This is a genomic window from Phocaeicola sp. ICN-14070, from assembly GCF_037892625.1.
GTDB classification, from domain to species: domain Bacteria; phylum Bacteroidota; class Bacteroidia; order Bacteroidales; family Bacteroidaceae; genus Phocaeicola; species Phocaeicola plebeius.
In genome coordinates this window covers 1-17,708 of record NZ_JBBKBF010000072.1, presented here as the reverse complement: position 1 = coordinate 17,708, position 17,708 = coordinate 1, and the positions used below count along the sequence as shown (strand labels likewise).

Sequence of the window (17,708 nt, the reverse complement as noted above, 5' to 3'; positions counted from 1 at the left end):
GAATTCCCCTCCTCAGGTACCGGTTAAAAAAAGTCTAGTTTGGCTTTTGTTAAAAAATGGGTGTAACATTCCTGCACAGGTACTTCCCTGAACTGTAAAAAACAGTCTGCGGGCCGCATCTGGCCTTCTTGTCAGTTGTATTCTTCGATTTTAGAAGAACGCTTTTCTTTCTCTACCCTTTTAAATAATGATATTCAGGCTCGCTTATTATCGGCCTAACGAAGTGATTTTTTTCTGTAGTTTAGCTTAAGCTCGTTCTGTTTGTGTCTGTAAAAACAAGGTCGGTAGTTTTATTGGGGTGCAAATATATGCATTTTTTATAAACTTACAAACATTTATAAAAGAAAAAGAGAAAACCAACGATATTTTCACCGCTTGATTTTCTCTTATTTTCCGTGATTCCGCTGCGATTCGAACGCAGGACCCACGCCTTAGAAGGGCGTTGCTCTATCCAGCTGAGCTACGGAACCATCCTTGTAATTTGTAAAGCTTTCAGTGATTCCGCTGCGATTCGAACGCAGGACCCACGCCTTAGAAGGGCGTTGCTCTATCCAGCTGAGCTACGGAACCATCCTTAATTGCGGTGCAAAAGTAGGCTTTTATTTTGAATTACACAAATTATTCGGCGGTTTTATGCAAACCGACAAACGGTTTTTTATGTTTTCCGCACGCAAACCATAGGTTTTCCGGTGCAGAACCCTACGTTTTCCGGACGGGAAACATACGGTTCCGCACGAGGAAACAAAGAGAGCCTAAAGGCGTTTCCTGCATATCACAGAATGATTTCCGGATACGTCTGCCACGGCTCTCCCCTCACTAATCAGCCGTTTCCTGCGGTTTTTCCGCGAAAATTCCGTAAGTTTGTGTAACGAAAACCCTAAAAACGACATCACACATGGAACAGCATCCCCAGCTTTTAGTCTACAAGGCTTCTGCCGGCTCCGGCAAGACCTTTACACTGGCGGTACATTATATAAGACAACTGATTGAAGACCCGTATGCCTACCGCAGGATTCTGGCTGTGACATTCACTAACAAGGCGACGGCGGAAATGAAGGAGCGTATCCTGGAACAGCTTTACGGCATCGCTACGGCCGACGAAGGTTCGGAAGGCTACCTGAAGGAGATTCAGAAGACATCGACCAAATCGGTCGAGGAAATCCGGGAATCGGCACGCGAAGCATTACGGCACATCATTCATGACTACAGCCGTTTCCGCATCGAGACCATCGACTCGTTTTTCCAGTCGGTGATGCGCAACTTGGCGCGGGAACTGGAGTTAGGGGCCAACTTGTCTATCGAACTGAACAATACGGAGGTGTTGAGCGATGCGGTGGATGCCATGATTGAGAAGCTGGACCGGCGCTCACCGGTGCTCTACTGGCTGCTGGAGTACATCGAGGAACGTATCGTGAACGACCGCCGCTGGGATGTGTCGAAGGACATCAAGGGATTCGGACAGAATATTTTCGACGAGAGCTACATCGAGAAGGGAGAAGGACTGCGCCGGAAACTGGCCGACCCGAACTTTATTCCTTCCTACCGGGATGAGCTGAAAAGTATCCGTGAGGAGGTGCTGGAATTCATGAAGGGATTCAGCGAACAGTTTACGGGCTTGCTCGAAATGCACGGACTGACTCCGACCGACCTGAAGAACGGCTCACGGGGCATCGGCAGTTATTTCAACAAGCTAGCCAACGGGAAACTGAGCGATGACATCCGCAATGCCACCCTGGAGAAGTGTCTGGAGAGCGAGGAAAACTGGACGACCAAAACGTCGGCCCACCGCGATGAAATCCGTTCGCTGGCTGCTTCGGAACTGATACCCTTGTTAGCGGAAGCGGAAAACCGTCGTCCGCAGAACAACTTGCTGCTCAACTCGTGCGACCTTTCGCTGCGTTACCTGAACAACCTGCGTTTGCTGGCGCACATTGACGAGGAGGTACGCTTGCAGAACCAGGCGCACAACCGTTTTCTGCTGTCGGATACCAATGCCTTGCTACATAGCTTAATCAGGGAGGGAGACGCTTCGTTTGTCTACGAGAAAATCGGTACCACCATCGATACGGTGATGATTGACGAGTTTCAGGATACCTCGCGCATGCAGTGGGAGAACTTCCATCTGCTGTTGCAGGAAAGTCTGGCACAGAAGGAAGGCAGCCTCATCGTGGGCGACATCAAGCAGAGCATCTACCGCTGGCGAAGCGGCGACTGGAAAATTCTGGCGGGACTGGGCAATGACCGGAGTTTCCGCATCAAGGAATGTGCGCTCGACACGAACTGGCGAAGTGAGGCACGCATCATCCGCTTCAACAACGAGTTTTTCACGGCGGCCTGCCAGACACTGAACCGACGCTATCAGGAGGAACAGGGCACGCCTTGCGCCCAACTGGAACAGGCATACAGCGATGTGCGGCAGCGTTGTGCCAAGAAGGAGGAGAAGGGATTCGTAAAGGTGACCTTTCTGCAGGATTCCAAGGAGCGGCCTTACACGGAAGCGACCTTGAAGCAGCTGGCCGAGGAAGTGGAACGCCTTACGGCAGAGGGTATCCGCCTCAACGAGATGGCCATTCTGGTGCGAAAGAACCGGAGCATCCCCGACATTGCCGCTTACTTCGACGAACATACCCCCTACCGCATCGTATCCGACGAGGCGTTCCGGCTGAGTGCATCGCTGGCAGTGAGCATGCTCATCGACGGACTGCGGTATCTTTCTTCGCCCGACGACCGCATCGCATTGGCGCGGCTGGCGGTGGCTTATCAGCAAGGGGTATTGCACAAGGACATCAGCCTCAACACAGTGCTGCTCGACGACCCGTCCCGTTACCTGCCGGCAGCCTTCCAGTTGCAGGCAAACGAACTCCGTTTCATGCCGCTGTACGAACTGCTGGAGAAGTTGTTTGTGCTGTTCGACATGCAGCTTATCGAGAAGCAGGATGCGTATCTCTGTGCTTTCTATGATGCGGTGACAGAATACATGCAGAACAACTCATCGGAGCTGACGGCTTTCATCCGTTTCTGGGACGAGAAGCTGAACGCGAAGACCATCCCTTCGGGCGAGATTGACGGCATCCGCATCTTGTCCATCCACAAGTCGAAGGGACTGGAATATCACACGGTACTGTTGCCATTCTGCGATTGGAAGATGGAGAACGAAACGAACAATCACCTGATATGGTGTAGCGTGGCAGGTACGGGAAAGGAAACCGACATTCCACCGTTCAACCGCCTGGACATCGTACCGGTGAACTATTCTGGTGCCATGGCGGAATCGGTGTATCACGACGATTACCTGGAAGAGAAATTACAGCTCTGGGTGGACAACCTGAACCTGCTTTACGTAGCGTTTACACGCGCCTGCAAGAACCTGATTATTTTCGCCAAAGCGGGACAGAAGGGAACGGTTTCAGAACTGTTGTACGACAGTCTGCCCCTCATGCAGGAGGTGGAACTGCCGCTGGCACAAGAGAATCCGGAAGACGATGCAGTGGGCGAATACGGGGAACTCTGCACGGCGCACGATGAGAAGAAAGCAGGCAAATCCAACCGGCTGTCATCGCCCCGCGAGGGAGTGCCCGTGAAGATGGAAAGCATCGAGACACACATCGAATTCAAGCAGTCAAACCGTTCGGCCGACTTCATTCAAGGTGACGACACGGAGGACAATCGCGGACAGTACATCCGTCAAGGGCAGTTGCTGCACCAGGTGTTTGCCCACATCGAAAAGGCAGACGACCTTCCTTCGGCACTGGAACGGCTGAGCTTCGAAGGGGTGTTCGAATCGGAGGAACAGAAACAGCAGATTCAGGGACTGGCGCACTGGGCCTTGCAGCATCCGGCCGTGAAGGACTGGTTCAGCGGCACGTGGGAGCTTTACAACGAATGTGCCATTGTCTACACCGACGAAGAGGGACAGATGCAGACACGCCGCCCCGACCGCGTGATGCGGAAAGACGGGCAGGTGGTTGTGGTGGACTTCAAGTTCGGAAAAAAGAACGAGGCTTACCGCGCGCAGGTGCAGGAGTACATGGACTTGCTCACGCTGATGGGCTACACCCACATCCGGGGATTCCTCTGGTATGTGTTTGCCAATGAGCTGGAAGAAGTGACACTTCCGGCCTGAGTTTATTTTTTCACAACGATATTTCGACAATGCAATATATGGAAACTTTTTTGAAGCAGGTGGCCGCCGATTTGTACCGGAAGATGAACGGAGACTTCACGAAGGTGGCTGTGGTTTTCCCGAACAAACGTGCCAGCCTCTTTTTCAATGAATACCTGGCACAGGAATCCGACCGCCCGGTGTGGTCGCCGGCCTACGTGAGCATCAGTGAGCTGTTCCGCCAGTCGTCGCAATGGGTGACGGGCGATTCCATCAAATTAGTGTGCGATCTCTACAAGGTGTTCCGTGAAATAACGGGCAGCAAGGAAACCCTGGACGAATTCTACTTCTGGGGCGAGATGCTCATCAGCGACTTTGACGATGCTGACAAGAACATGGCCGACACCAAGGCGCTGTTCAGCAACCTGAAGGACCTGAACAAGCTGACGGGCGAATATGACTTCCTGGAGGAAGGACAGAAGGAAGCATTAAGTCAGTTTTTCCGTAATTTCTCCATCGAGCAGGTCACGGAACTGAAGCGACGTTTCATCTCATTGTGGGACGTGCTGGGCGACATCTATACGCAATACAAGGAATTGCTCCGCGAGCAGGGCATCGCCTACGAAGGAATGCTCTACCGCGAGGTGACAGAGACTATGGACGTACAGCAGTTTCCCTACGACAAATATGTGTTCGTGGGATTCAACGTGCTGAATAAGGTGGAACAAACCCTGTTCAGCAAGTTGCACGAGGCAGGAAAGGCCCTGTTCTACTGGGACTACGATACCTTCTACCTGAACAAGCATCCGCACGAGGCAGGCGAGTTTATCCGCCGCAACCTGAAGAATTTCCCCTCGGAATTGCCGCCTTCCCTGTTCGACCACCTGAACCATCCGAAGAAAATTACCTTCATCGAATCTCCTACGGAGAACGGACAGGCACGTTACCTGCCGCAATGGATTCGGGAGAACCTGACGGAGAACGAAAAGGAAACGGCCGTGGTGCTCTGCAACGAGGCCATGCTGCAACCTGTACTTCACTCACTGCCGGACAACGTGCGCCACATCAACATCACCATGGGTTTCCCGCTCTCGCAGACACCGGCCTACAGCTTCGTAAAGACGTTGCTGGAACTGCACATTGCGGGCTACAATTCCCGCAGCGGACGCTACCAGTTTGCCGAAGTCATCAGCGTGCTGAAGCATCCGTACACGCAACTGCTTTCCGGAGAAGCCGCTCCGCTGGAAAAGGAACTGACGGAGAAGAACCGCTTCTATCCCCTGCCCTCGGAACTGGAACGGGACGAGGCCTTGTCGCTGCTGTTCAAACCGTGCAGCCACAACCTGGAGTTGTGCAAGCGGCTGGCCGATATCTTGAAGCAGGTGGCGCAGCTGTATCGCAAGCAGGCAGCTTCCACCAGCGATGCCCTCGACCAGCTCTATCGCGAAGCCTTGTTCAAAAGCTTCACCATGGTCAACCGCTTCCATGCCCTGCTTGAAAGCAAGGATCTGGAGGTACAACCTGCCACTTTCCACCGCCTGCTGGTACGCGTCATGTCGACAGCCAGCATTCCTTTCCACGGAGAGCCGGCCATCGGTATGCAGGTGATGGGAGTACTGGAAACACGTAACCTGGATTTCCGCCACGTCATTCTGCTGTCGGTCAACGAAGGCCAGTTGCCTAAGGCAGGCGGTGATGCTTCGTTCATCCCCTATAACCTGCGCAAGGCGTTCGGTATGACAACCATCGACCACAAGATTGCAGTCTATGCCTACTATTTCTACCGCCTGCTGCAACGGGCAGAGAAGGCTACGTTACTCTACAACACGGTGAGCGACGGCATGAACCGGGGAGAGATGTCGCGCTTCATGCTCCAGCTGCTGATTGAGTGGGGCTATCCCGTACAGCGGAAACAACTGGAGGCAGAACAGTCGCCCATTGCTTCCTCACCCATCTGTATCCCCAAGTCGCCCGACATCATGAAACGGATGCAGAGCGTGTTCGACGTGCGGGTAAATCCGAAAGCCCTTCTTTCCCCGTCAGCCCTGAACTGCTACCTGGACTGTCCGCTGAAGTTTTACTATAAGTACGTAGCAGGACTGGCAGCCCCCGAAGAGGTGAGTGCGGAAATCGACTCGGCCAAATTCGGAAGCATCTTCCACTACGCTGCCGAACACATCTACAAGGAGCTCACGGCACACGGAAAAGTCATCAGCAAAGACACCTTGGAAGCCCTGCTCCAGGAAGAAGTGAAACTACAGAATTACGTGGACAACGGGTTCAAGGAACTGTTCTTCCACCTCCCTGCCGACGAGCGTCCGGAATACAACGGGGTACAGCTCATCAATTCCGCCGTGATTCTGCGCTACATTCAGCAACTGCTTCGCAACGACCTGCGCCACGCTCCCTTTACCTTCGTGGGCTCCGAACAACGGGTCATGGAGGACGTAGAGATACAGACGCCCAAGGGAGCCATCCGCTCGCGCATGGGGGGAATTATCGACCGCATGGACAGCAAGGACAACGTACTCCGCATTGTGGACTACAAAACGGGAGGCAAGGCCGACACCCCGCCCAGCGTAGAATCGTTGTTCACACCCGGCCCCAAACGTTCCAATTACGTGTTCCAGACTTTCCTGTATGCCGCCATCGTATGCCGGAAACTGCGTGAACGAAATGATGACCGGAAGGTAGCTCCTGCCCTGCTCTACATTCACCGAGCTGCGGCAGAAGATTACTCGCCCGTCGTCCAGCTCAAGGAATCGTATAACAAAACTACTCCCGTGGAAGACTTTTCATTGCTGGAAGAAGAGTTCAGAACCCGCCTGCAGGCACTCCTGGAAGAGATTTTCAATCCCGACCTGAGTTTCAGTCAGACGGAAGAAGAAGACCGGTGCACTTATTGTGATTTCAAGGAAATATGTAAACGATAGAAACAGAATCAAAACAAGTGTTAAAACTACATTTTTCTCTGAACAACCCAAGTGAACCGGATGTTATAAAGATGTTTTTCATAGTAATAGATAAGAACAGTATTGGTATTTGTGAAAATATCAGCTGTAAGGGCAAAAGCGTTTGTTCTTTAAAAAATAAGAGAGGCTGCATTTCCCCGGCAGCCTCTCTTAATTTTTTATCTCTACACAAATGTTTTTTATTCCTGATAATCATAGTACCACCAGTAGGTATCGCCAAACTCGCGACGCATACGGTTGCGTTCTTCCAGCGGAGAACCCTCTTTCTGCTGCAAGGTCTGGTAAGCCTTGAAACGATCTAAAGTCAGACTGTCTGCACGCAAAGATACAGTATCATTCCGCTGAACATGATACAGCGTCAGAGCTTCCCGGTAATAACGCGGCAAGGTATCTTCCGGCAAATAGAAATCGGGAACGGCCTGTGCGAAACTGTCCAGTTTCTTTTCAAGCAGCAAGGCAGAAAGGTAATAATCCAGCGAGGTATATTTTCCCGTTCCCTTGTAGCAGATGTTCCGCAGGAATACCATGCGGTCTTCTCCCTCATAAGGACGTGCTCCCAGCAGGTAATAAATGGAATCGTTCGTATAACGGAGCGTGTGCAGAGAATCCGTTTCAAAGAACAACCCGTCGGAACGGTAATACTGCGGATAAGCAAACAGCTTGTCGCCCATCTTTCCCAAGTGCGACAAGGCCACGGCACGATAGGCGGTCAGCGTACGGCTGGCCTCCAATGATTTTTCTCCTACACGTAGCACCTTGTCATACTCCCCGGCTCGCAGGTAATGTTCCGCCTCCAGCTCATGATGAAACTGCCGGTTGGTACTACCCACACACACTGTCAGCAGACACAACCCCAACAAGATAGCCAGATTACTGTTGACCAGTCCCCAGAGACTTCCTTCGTGATTCAGCTGTACGCGAAAAACTCCACGCAACCAGTAACCGATTCCCACAAACAGCAACACCAGTAAAGGCAACAGCCAGGTCCACGGAGTATGGTAGTCGGAGATATACACTCCACGCCCTACATCCGTCAGGGCACAAAGCACCAGAAAGGACGGCACATACGCCAGGGCACGTACCCTTCCCTTCAGCCCAAGCAGACTGTTTACTCCCCAGCGCAGCAACAGCAGAATCAGCGTAATGACCAGCGCGCTGGCCATCGGAGCAAAGGTAGTCTTTCCATGTGCCAGCGAGAAATGAAGAGCTTCCAGCACATCGCGCTGGAACACATAAAGATATACAAAACTAAACAGAGAAAAAAGAAGACCGCATACAGCAATCATGATGCGTGCAGTCTTCTTATAAAATGCATTTGTGTAATCACTCATACAATATCAATTCAATCTTTCACTCGTTTTAATACAACTGCAGAACGGGCCGGCACATACAGTTTCAGCCATTCTTTCTTGTCTTTTGCATAAAGCGGGTCGGCACAGGTGAAGTGGCGGAGACTGTCGTCTGAGAAGCCGAACCCACCAAACTGCTTGTTGTCTGTGTTCAGAACCACGTCGTAGGCACCTCTCGGTACGAGGAAGCCATAATCGGCAAACGAACGGGTCGGGTTGAAGTTGAACACAAACACCAAACCCTTGCGGCGGTATGCCAGAATCTGGTCACCATCGTTATGCCATACCTCGATGACATCCGATTTCTGGATGTTCTTCACACTGCGAATCAGCTTGACCATCGCCTCATCGAAGTCGCCCAGGTAATGATAGCACAAATCCGGATTATCAACCAGGTTCCACTGACGGCGTGCATACTTGTATGACCATCCGTTGCCTTCGCGCGGGAAGTCAATCCATTCCGGATGACCGAATTCATTACCCATAAAGTTCAGGTAACCTCCGTTGATGGTAGAAGCCGTGAGCAGACGAATCATCTTGTGCAGGGCAATGCCTCGCTCCACCACTCCATTCTCGTCGCCAATCTTGAAGTGCCAGTACATGTCGGCATCAATCAGGCGGAAGATGATGGTCTTGTCACCCACCAGTGCCTGGTCGTGGCTTTCGCAGTAAGAGATGGTCTTTTCATCCTTGCGGCGGTTAGTCACTTCCCAGAACAGGCTGGACGGTTTCCAGTCCTCATCGCGACGTTCCTTGATAATCTTAATCCAATAGTCAGGAATGTTCATGGCCATGCGGTAATCGAAGCCGTAACCTCCGTCTTCGAACGGAGCAGCCAGTCCCGGCATACCCGATACTTCCTCGGCAATGGTAATGGCCTTCGGATTCACTTCATGAATCAGCCGATTGGCCAGCGTCAGGTAACAGATGGCATTGTCATCCTGATGACCGTTGAAGTAGTCACCATAGTTGCAGAAAGCCTCACCCAGTCCGTGACTGTAATAAAGCATAGAAGTCACCCCATCGAAACGGAAACCATCGAAATGAAACTCTTCCAACCAGTACTTACAGTTAGACAACAGGAAGTGAATCACCTCGTTCTTGCCATAGTCAAAGCAGAGCGAATCCCATGCCGGATGTTCACGACGTCCGCCCTGATAGAAATACTGGCAAGGATCACCGGCAAAGTTGCCCAGTCCTTCTACCTCGTTCTTCACGGCGTGTGAGTGTACGATATCCATAATCACGGCAATGTTCATCTGGTGTGCCGTGTCGATAAGCTGTTTCAGTTCTTCCGGTGTACCGAAGCGTGAAGAAGGAGCAAAGAAGCTGGACACATGATAGCCGAAACTTCCGTAATAAGGATGTTCCTGAATGGCCATAATCTGAATACAGTTGTATCCGTCCTTCGCAATTCGCGGCAGTACATTCTCACGGAATTCATTGTACGTACCAACCTTTTCCGCATCCTGTCCCATACCGATGTGGCATTCGTAAATCATCAGCGGAGCCACATTAGGCGTAAAGGTCTTTTTCTTGAACTTATACGGTTTCTCCGGATTCCATACCTGTGCACTGAAAATCCTGGTCTGTTCATCCTGCACTACGCGGGTAGCCCACGCCGGAATACGTTCACCGCATCCACCTTCCCAGTACACTTTCAGCTTGTACAAGTCGCCGTGCTTCATGGCCTTTTCCGGCAGATTGATTTCCCAGTTGCCCGTCTTGCGCACACGTTTCATGCGGAAAGCCGGCTTCTCCTGCCAGTCGTTGAAATCGCCCACCAGGTAGATTTCCGTCGCATTCGGCGCCCATTCACGGAAAGTCCATCCCTTGTCAGTGCGGTGCAAACCGAAATACATGTGTCCGGTAGCAAAATCCGACAATGTCTTCTTTCCTACCAGTTCCTTTTCTTTTTCTACCACATGCTGATGACGGCCGTTGATAGCGTCGGCATATGGTTCCAGCCACGGATCATTCTTTATGATATTCAATGCCTTGTCCATAGTATTAGTAATTAGAAATTATTTGACACGTACTTTTACAATCACTTTTCTCACTCCGTCGGGAGTTACGCCCGGTGCATGTGCGTCTTCCGGGAAGAAAATAGCAAACATACCCGGCTTTACGGTCAGGTAGTCAGTAGCCAGTCCTTCATAGAAGGTAATATCTTTTTCTGCATTGTAAACAGCTTCAGGCAAATCCGTACGCGGCATATAGCCCATTACTTCCACCCCCGACAATGGAATCTGGATGTCGATGAAATCATTGTGTGTTTCCAGACGCGCTTCTTCCTTTGTCTTCGGACGTGCATCTGCAAAATTCACCATCAGTTCACCTTCCTTCAGCACTACCTTCCCCACTTCGTGTGCCTGCAAGTCAGTTGCCTTCAGGAAAGCTACAGCCTCTGCAAACAAAGGATTCAGTGACACATATTTTTCCAAATTTTCCAATTTGTCAATAACCATATTCTTTCAGTTTTAAGTCGTTAATATTTTATTCAAACTCATCTATCGTTTCATTTGTAAAATCGGCAAAGCGTTTCAGCTGGCGAAACACGTCGATAATCCGTTCCATAAAGTCCGGACGGGAAAAGAACTCATCTTCCACCCGGCAGGCCACCGTAAAATCCTTGCAACGGATGTACTGCGGATAAGGAAAATCCTTCGGAAATCCCTTGGGCACCGTCTTCAGATGCGACTCGCCTACCACCGGGAAATACTCCTTGAAAGCCGGATCTTCCACAATGGCACGATACTCATCAATGCGGTCGCACACCGACTGACGCACCGCCCGCAACATATCGGCAGGCATGCACCAACTTCCTCCGGCCAGCATACAGTTGCCCGGTTCCAGATGAAGATAATAACCACAGTGATTGGATTTCTTTCCCCTTGCATTGATATACCCTCCGATGTGGGTCTTATAAGGAGACTTGTCGGAAGAAAAACGGACATCCCGGTAGATGCGATACGTGCAGTCACGCGGAAGGACGTGCGCCACACTTTCATCCCATGGCGAAAGGCGGGCAATCACCCCTGCCAGCAACTCCTCGAAGTCTGCCTGCACACTCAAATATTCCGCTTTATGTTCCTGAAACCACTCCCGGTTGTTGTTTGCCGCCAGTACTTTCAGGAAATCCAATATGCCCGGTATATCCATATTCTTTACTTTTGAGTCACACAAACTTACGAAATTAATTCTTATCTGTCGAATAAAACGATATTTTTTTACATTATCCCAGCAGATTCAACAAAAAATCGTGCACCTTTCCGTTGGAAGCCACCACTTCGCGACCGGAATAGCATGAATCACCCCCGGAAAAGTCGGTCACCCTTCCTCCGGCATTCTGTACCAGCAAGATACCTGCCGCCACATCCCACGGACAAGTGAAGGCTTCGGCACGCGCTTCAAAACGCCCGTCGGCCACGTAACACATCTCGGCAGCCGCCGCACCGACCACCCGAATGCCTGCCACATGCCCGTAGCAGCCTTCTATCAGGCGGTTGAATACCGGCTTGTAAGCCTCCGTTTCGTACGGAAGACCGAAAGCCATAAAAGCCTCATCGGGTACAGCTACCTGCGACACCCGAATCTGTCGGTCATTACAATAAGCAGGCGCCCCCTTGCAAGTCCAGAAACACTCGTCGCGGCACACTTCATAAACCACTCCCAGCAAGATTTCCTCACGGTTACGCAAGGCAATGCTCACACAATAAGGTGCATGGTTATGAATGAAGTTGGTCGTACCGTCCAGCGGGTCAACCAGCCAACAATACTCCTCGTCGGTGTGAGTTCCGCTCCCCTCTTCAGCAATAAAACCTGCCTCGGGAAGCAACTCCCGCAGACAGGCTACTATTCTTCGTTCCGATTCCTTGTCGACATACGACACATAATCGTGTGCGTGCTTCTTCTCAATCCGCTCACGGCTGAACTTCTTCCGCTCCTCACGGATAAAAGCTCCCGTGGCTACAGCCAGTTCACGCACCTTCAAAGTCAGTTCGGATAATTCCATCATTATTTTTTCTCCTCCAATAAACGTCCGTATCTGAAAGTCCCTTTCCGGACAATATTCCCGTTGGCATCCATCTCTACGAATGAACCGTCTTTCTTTCCCTGCTTGAAGAAGCCCTCAAAGCGAGTGCCGTCCTTTTCAATCAGCACACCCTTTCCTTCTTCCTTTCCACGTACAAAAGAACCTGTATAGACAGAACCGTCAGCCATGTGAAGCACACCTTCTCCCTCGGCCAGGTTGTTCTTCCACTGACCTTCGTATTCATCACCGTTGGCCCACTTGTATTTTCCGGTACCCGAGCGCTGGTTCTTCGACCATTGCCCGTCGTACACCGCTCCGTTGGCCCAGGTGAACGTGCCTTGTCCCTCCTGCTGTCCGTTCAGGAAATGACCTACGTATTTGTCGCCGTTCGGATACGTATAGATACCCCTTCCCGTGCGTTCACCGTTGGCATAATCCCCCTCGTAGCGTTCACCATTCTGGAAATAATAGATACCCTTTCCATCCTGCACATCATCTTTCCAGTCGCCCACGTACTTGTCTCCGTTGGTATAGTAGAAAGTACCCTTTCCGTGACGCATGCCGTCCTTCCAGTCGCCTTCATACTTCGACTTGTCGTCCCACACCATGGTGCCCTTCCCGTTCTTCAGATCATTCTTCCATTCGCCGGTGTAGACCGCTCCGCCTTTCCAGGTATAAGTACCCTGTCCGTTGCGCTTGTCATGATGCCAGGTTCCAGTATATAAGTCCCCGTTATAATAGGTCATCGTACCCTCACCCTCCTGGTAGTCAGTGTGCCACATCCCGTCGTAACGGTTGTTGTTCATGAAATAATACGTTCCCTTGCCGTGCTGCTGGTCTTCGTACCACTCTCCCACGTACTTTTCTCCGTCGCTGAAAGTGTAGGTACCTTCACCCTGGCGTTTACCCTTCACATATTCACCTTCGTACACGTCGCCATTGCGGAACACCGTCTTTCCCTTTCCGTTCGGGCGGCGTCCTTTCAGTTCGCCGGTATATTCCGAACCATCCTTAAACTGGTAGTATCCCAATGACAACTGGGCCGAAGCCGATACCGAGCTGAATGCCAGCAAGGCAAATAAAAATAATGTATGTTTGTTCTTTCTCACGTTCTTAGTCTCTTTTTTAATTCCGCTCAAAAATAGTCTTTTTACTTTTGCACGAGCCGGAAGGTTTATACTTTTTTACCTGCCACTACCTCTATTAAGTTTTCTTTGCAGAAATAGCGCTGAGCCAGCGAAAGCAGTTCATCGGACGTCACCTCACGGATGGCAGCCAGCGACGCATCAAAAAAGTCGGGCTTCAATCCGGCCGTTTCGATGAATATCCAGGCATCCGAAAGCGAGAATGCCCCCTCGTACGAACGGCACATATCGCCCAGCATGTAGTTGCGCACCATCTCCAGTTCTTCTGCCGGCACCTTATCCTGACGCAGACGGTCCATTTCATGATACACTTCCGTGATGACAGACTCCATGTATTCATTGGCCGCCTCCGTACTCACCACCAGCAGACTCGTGCCCGGATAAGACACCAGTCCGGCCCCGATGCCGTAGGTATATCCCTTATCCTCACGGATGTTCGACATCAGACGACTGCCGAAATACCCTCCGAACAGCGTAACCAGCACACGCAGTTTCAGGTAATCAGGATGCTTGCGGTCGAGCGAGAAACCACCCATGCGGAGCGAACTCTGCAAGGCATCCTCCTTCTCCACGTGAACCCGTTTGCGGGCATCCTTCACGATGTCCCACGTGCGTTCCACCTTCTCTGCCGTACAATTTCCCCAGGGCGCCTCTCCCCAGTGACGTTCGATGCAGCGCACCACCTCGGGGGTCACCTTACCCGACACGTACATGGAGCAGTTGCCCGAATGATAATGGCGGTGATAGAAATCCTTCAGCGCCTCCACCTGAATGCGTTCATAATCCTCCAGTTCGGCATAGCGTCCCAACGGATGCGAAGTACCGAAGAGCGAACGGTTCAGCTGCTTGCGAGCCAGTACGTCCACCCGCTGGTTGTTCACCAGAAACTGCTGGCGGTTGATGTCGCAGATAATGCGGAACTGCTCTTCCGGAAACACAGACTCCTTCACCAGTCCGGCCACAATCTCCATGGTGCGGTCAAGGTGTTTCGTCAGTGTATACAACGTCACAAATCCACAGTTCACAGAAGAAGAAAGGTCGAGCCACGCCCCGTAATAATCCAGCCGTTCGGCAATCTCGCCCGATGTCATGCGCACCGTTCCCTCACGCAGCATACGGTTGGTAAACACAGCCTGAAGCGGCTGCGACTGGTCGAGCTGTCCGCTCCGCACCAGCAAGTCGAAACGAATCACGTCCTCGTTTCCCGCCGAAAGCACATACAGCGGCATGCCGTTCTTCATACGGTGCAACTCCGGCTGCAAGATGGAAAAATGCTCCAGCTGACGAATGGCAGGCGCCACACTACGGTCGAGCTGCGTCATAGTGCCTCCTGCTGATTACGCAGAAACTCTTCGGCCCGTGCCAGATCCTGCGGTGTGTCAATACCAATGGTCTCCACTTCGCTGATACCCACCTTGATGGAATAGCCGTTCTCCAGCCAGCGCAACTGCTCCAGCGATTCGGCCAGTTCGAGCGACGACTGCGGAAGAGATGTAATCTCCTTCAGCACCGGCGCGCGGTAGGCATAAAGTCCGATATGTTTGTAATACGTATGTCCGGCCAGCCACTCCTTCTTGTCGCGGTTACGCTGGTAAGGAATGATGGAACGGCTGAAGTAGAGTGCCTTCATCTCCTTGTTCACCACCACCTTGGGCGAGTTCACGTTTTCCAGCGCATCAAATCCGTCGGCAGGCGTAAACGGTTTCACAAGTGTGGCAATCTGTGTTGACGCATCGTCAAAACAAGCCTTTACGGCTTCCAGCTGCGAACGCTGGATAAACGGTTCATCACCCTGAATGTTCACCACCACGTCATAGCCGCTGCCCACCTTGCAGTAAGCCTCGTAGCAACGGTCGGTACCGCTCTTATGGTCGACCGACGTCATTACCACCTTTCCACCGAAGGCCTTTACAGCCGCTTCGATGCGTTCGTCGTCGGTAGCCACATAAGCTTCGTCCAGCACACCGGCCACTTGTTCATAAACTCTTTGTATCACGGGTTTGCCTCCCAGTAGTGCCAAAGGTTTGGCGGGGAAGCGTGTAGATGCATATCTTGCAGGAATAATTCCAATAAATTTCATGGTTATTGTATTTGGGTTATGCTTCGCAAATGTACGAATAAAAAGTGACAAACAGAAAAATGAACTTGCTATTCAGATTTTTCAATGATTGTCTTTATCCATTCCGCAAACCGCGGACATTTCTCCAAGATGGATTTTATCCCGATTTCCAATGCTATCAGGTTTCCTTCCAGCACTTTGTTGTAGTCAGACTTTATAGCCAGCAATCTTTTGGAGGGAGCCCCTTCAGGAGAGGTATTGATGTCTTCGGGATTGTCGTAGGATGAAATGATGGAAGCTGTCTTTGCTGCGAGTTCTTCCGAAAAATAGTACTCAAAACCTTTGTTACTGGAAAACAGCAAAGCCTCAAATTCGTGCAACTGTATGTAAGAGAAAAAACGACGGTCGTCTATAGCTTCATCGATTGCCGCTTCCAACGACCGTATTTGCTCTATTTTGTCCGCCTTCTTCATGCTGTCCTCATAATGGGGCATGTCGTGGGGAAGTCTGAAAAAGTCAATAAAGGTAGTTACGATATAATCGCTTTTTTCGGACATCAGAAGAGGCCTGATCGTGTTTGCCAGATGTGAATAGCTCACCATTCCTCCCCGTCCTGTCCTGCTTGTCCGAACCAAGACAGGCGTAACGCTCAATATACCAAATTCTTGCAAATAGGGAGAAATGACCGAGTTGACAAACTCCTGCTCCGTCTGCCCTTCGACGACAATATACACACGTTTCATAACTGCCCTCCTATCATGTTTTTCTCCCACAAATCACTGAGAGACAATTCGTAATCGTCCATCCATTTTTCCAGTTCTTCCCGTTCCAGATGACGAAAAACCGATTGGTTGTCTGCCCTGTCCACTACAATGATATCTTCCACCTCAAAGCAATTGACCAGATTGGTGGACTGAGTAGACAAAATAATCTGGCTCTTGAGCGAAGCCTGCTTGACAAGTTGGGCCAGTTTATTGATAGCGGCCGGATGCAAGCCCAATTCAGGTTCATCAATAATTATCACTTCCGGCATCTTGGACTGCAACAGTAAGGTTGTAAGGGCTATGAAACGTAAAGTACCGTCCGAAAAGCTATAACCATCGAGGTACATATCTGTATCCCTCTCCTCCCATTCCAGACGAATTCTTTCCTTGTTGTTGGCATCCGGACGGAGCTTGAAGCCCTTGAAATAAGGAGCAATGGAACGTATCACACCCTCTATCAAGCGGAATGTCTTTTCATCGTTCAGCATCAATGAATACAGATATGCGGCAAGGTTGGAGCCGTTATCACGCAAATATTCGTTGTCGTTAATCGGACAATCCCCACGCATGGGAGAAGTGGCACTGGTATCGTGAAAATGATAGACTGTAAAGCTACCTAAATACTTTCTCAAGTACGCAGCCCTCCATCTTTTATTATCCTTCAAAGAGGATTCTTCTACGGCAGAATCCCAAATCGTTCTGTTCCACTGTGAGTAATCCTTTCCCGGCTTATGACAGTTATTAAAAAAATCTCCCGTTTTTTCAATATAGCCTTTGTTCGATTGCGATGGTTTAATCTCAAAGAAAAAAGCATTTGTATTGTCAAAATCAATCAATCCCTGGATAGACGGCGATACTCTTCTTCCCTGACGCAGCAAGTTATCAATCCCCCCTTTAGACAAGGTATAACTGCCAAAGCGTTGCTCATATATTGCCTTGGTCAATTCAAAGAATGAAATGAAATTACTTTTTCCAGCTCCGTTTGAACCGATTAACACATTTATAATCCGCAAATCGAAATGTTCGCGCATTTCAAAACGAAAAGTTCATTTCACAAAACGAAACGTATAATTTAAAGCACTCTTTATTCCGTTTCAACAAGGCATTTATAGGCTAAAAATAACAGAAAATTCACTTGCAAATATCAGCAAAAATTGCTATCTTTACATAGTTAAATTGAGGTCGTTTACTCTCAAATCAGTTCAGTTCTGTATTCCCCTACCCTATCAATATTCTAAAAAATTTCGACCGGCTTCGCCGGTATTTGAATACCTTTTAAAC

General features: G+C 50.4%; 12 protein-coding genes and 2 tRNA genes. 2 read left to right on the top strand and 12 right to left on the bottom strand.

Annotated features, from left to right (window positions below; genetic code table 11):
- Positions 1–396: 396 nt before the first annotated feature.
- A tRNA-Arg gene (locus WKT20_RS15525) sits at positions 397–470 on the bottom strand.
- Between the two features lie 26 nt (positions 471–496).
- Positions 497–570 (bottom strand) — tRNA-Arg (locus WKT20_RS15520).
- A gap of 325 nt (positions 571–895) precedes the next feature.
- Between WKT20_RS15520 and WKT20_RS15515 the strand changes: the two genes are divergently transcribed.
- The gene (locus WKT20_RS15515) at positions 896–4,123 is read left to right on the top strand and encodes a UvrD-helicase domain-containing protein (RefSeq protein ID WP_340417667.1); all 3,228 of its coding nucleotides are present in this window, start codon (positions 896–898) and stop codon (positions 4,121–4,123) included.
- Positions 4,124–4,161: 38 nt separating this feature from the next.
- The gene (locus WKT20_RS15510) at positions 4,162–7,035 is read left to right on the top strand and encodes a PD-(D/E)XK nuclease family protein (RefSeq protein WP_278613577.1); all 2,874 of its coding nucleotides are present in this window, start codon (positions 4,162–4,164) and stop codon (positions 7,033–7,035) included.
- Positions 7,036–7,253: 218 nt separating this feature from the next.
- Here WKT20_RS15510 and WKT20_RS15505 read toward each other — a convergent pair whose 3' ends face one another.
- The 10 genes from WKT20_RS15505 to WKT20_RS15460 form a co-directional block, all read right to left on the bottom strand.
- Positions 7,254–8,405 (bottom strand): DUF6057 family protein, encoded by a 1,152-nt coding sequence (locus tag WKT20_RS15505; protein WP_270653883.1) that lies wholly within the window; start codon positions 8,403–8,405, stop codon positions 7,254–7,256.
- Positions 8,406–8,416: 11 nt separating this feature from the next.
- Positions 8,417–10,429, bottom strand: coding sequence for an alpha amylase C-terminal domain-containing protein (locus WKT20_RS15500; RefSeq protein WP_340417666.1), 2,013 nt, complete (start codon positions 10,427–10,429; stop codon positions 8,417–8,419).
- Positions 10,430–10,447: 18 nt separating this feature from the next.
- Positions 10,448–10,891, bottom strand: a complete 444-nt coding sequence (locus tag WKT20_RS15495) for a YhcH/YjgK/YiaL family protein (protein WP_117700880.1) — start codon at positions 10,889–10,891, stop codon at positions 10,448–10,450.
- A 28-nt stretch (positions 10,892–10,919) separates the two neighbouring features.
- Positions 10,920–11,585: a DUF2461 domain-containing protein gene (locus WKT20_RS15490; protein ID WP_117747943.1), complete on the bottom strand. Its 666-nt coding sequence runs from the start codon at positions 11,583–11,585 to the stop codon at positions 10,920–10,922.
- A gap of 73 nt (positions 11,586–11,658) precedes the next feature.
- Positions 11,659–12,441, bottom strand: coding sequence for an inositol monophosphatase family protein (locus WKT20_RS15485; RefSeq protein WP_340417665.1), 783 nt, complete (start codon positions 12,439–12,441; stop codon positions 11,659–11,661).
- Positions 12,441–13,532 carry a phosphatidylinositol-4-phosphate 5-kinase gene (locus WKT20_RS15480; RefSeq protein ID WP_370859947.1) on the bottom strand — a complete coding sequence of 364 codons (1,092 nt, stop codon included), beginning with the start codon at positions 13,530–13,532 and terminating at the stop codon, positions 12,441–12,443. Before WKT20_RS15480 ends, WKT20_RS15485 begins: the two co-directional genes overlap by 1 nt.
- A gap of 101 nt (positions 13,533–13,633) precedes the next feature.
- Positions 13,634–14,926, bottom strand: a complete 1,293-nt coding sequence (locus tag WKT20_RS15475; protein WP_117700871.1) for a M16 family metallopeptidase — start codon at positions 14,924–14,926, stop codon at positions 13,634–13,636.
- Positions 14,923–15,684: a 3-deoxy-manno-octulosonate cytidylyltransferase gene (gene kdsB / locus WKT20_RS15470; RefSeq protein WP_117700869.1), complete on the bottom strand. Its 762-nt coding sequence runs from the start codon at positions 15,682–15,684 to the stop codon at positions 14,923–14,925. The genes WKT20_RS15475 and kdsB overlap by 4 nt, the downstream gene beginning before the upstream one ends.
- 68 nt (positions 15,685–15,752) lie before the next feature.
- The gene (locus WKT20_RS15465) at positions 15,753–16,406 is read right to left on the bottom strand and encodes a DUF4276 family protein (RefSeq protein WP_304237002.1); all 654 of its coding nucleotides are present in this window, start codon (positions 16,404–16,406) and stop codon (positions 15,753–15,755) included.
- On the bottom strand, positions 16,403–17,458 hold the full coding sequence (locus WKT20_RS15460) for an AAA family ATPase (protein ID WP_340417664.1): 1,056 nt from the start codon (positions 17,456–17,458) through the stop codon (positions 16,403–16,405). The genes WKT20_RS15465 and WKT20_RS15460 overlap by 4 nt, the downstream gene beginning before the upstream one ends.
- Between the last annotated feature and the right edge of the window lie 250 nt (positions 17,459–17,708).

Bases quoted from the DNA above. Each gene is read 5' to 3' on its own strand.
- WKT20_RS15475 (WP_117700871.1), bottom strand. From the start codon at position 14,926: ATGACGCAGCTCGACCGTAGTGTGGCGCCTGCCATTCGTCAGCTGGAG.
- WKT20_RS15515 (WP_340417667.1), top strand. From the start codon at position 896: ATGGAACAGCATCCCCAGCTTTTAGTCTACAAGGCTTCTGCCGGCTCC.
- WKT20_RS15460 (WP_340417664.1), bottom strand. From the start codon at position 17,458: ATGCGCGAACATTTCGATTTGCGGATTATAAATGTGTTAATCGGTTCA.
- WKT20_RS15500 (WP_340417666.1), bottom strand. From the start codon at position 10,429: ATGGACAAGGCATTGAATATCATAAAGAATGATCCGTGGCTGGAACCA.
- WKT20_RS15465 (WP_304237002.1), bottom strand. From the start codon at position 16,406: ATGAAACGTGTGTATATTGTCGTCGAAGGGCAGACGGAGCAGGAGTTT.
- WKT20_RS15485 (WP_340417665.1), bottom strand. From the start codon at position 12,441: ATGATGGAATTATCCGAACTGACTTTGAAGGTGCGTGAACTGGCTGTA.
- WKT20_RS15495 (WP_117700880.1), bottom strand. From the start codon at position 10,891: ATGGTTATTGACAAATTGGAAAATTTGGAAAAATATGTGTCACTGAAT.
- WKT20_RS15510 (WP_278613577.1), top strand. From the start codon at position 4,162: ATGGAAACTTTTTTGAAGCAGGTGGCCGCCGATTTGTACCGGAAGATG.
- WKT20_RS15490 (WP_117747943.1), bottom strand. From the start codon at position 11,585: ATGGATATACCGGGCATATTGGATTTCCTGAAAGTACTGGCGGCAAAC.
- WKT20_RS15505 (WP_270653883.1), bottom strand. From the start codon at position 8,405: ATGAGTGATTACACAAATGCATTTTATAAGAAGACTGCACGCATCATG.
- kdsB (WP_117700869.1), bottom strand. From the start codon at position 15,684: ATGAAATTTATTGGAATTATTCCTGCAAGATATGCATCTACACGCTTC.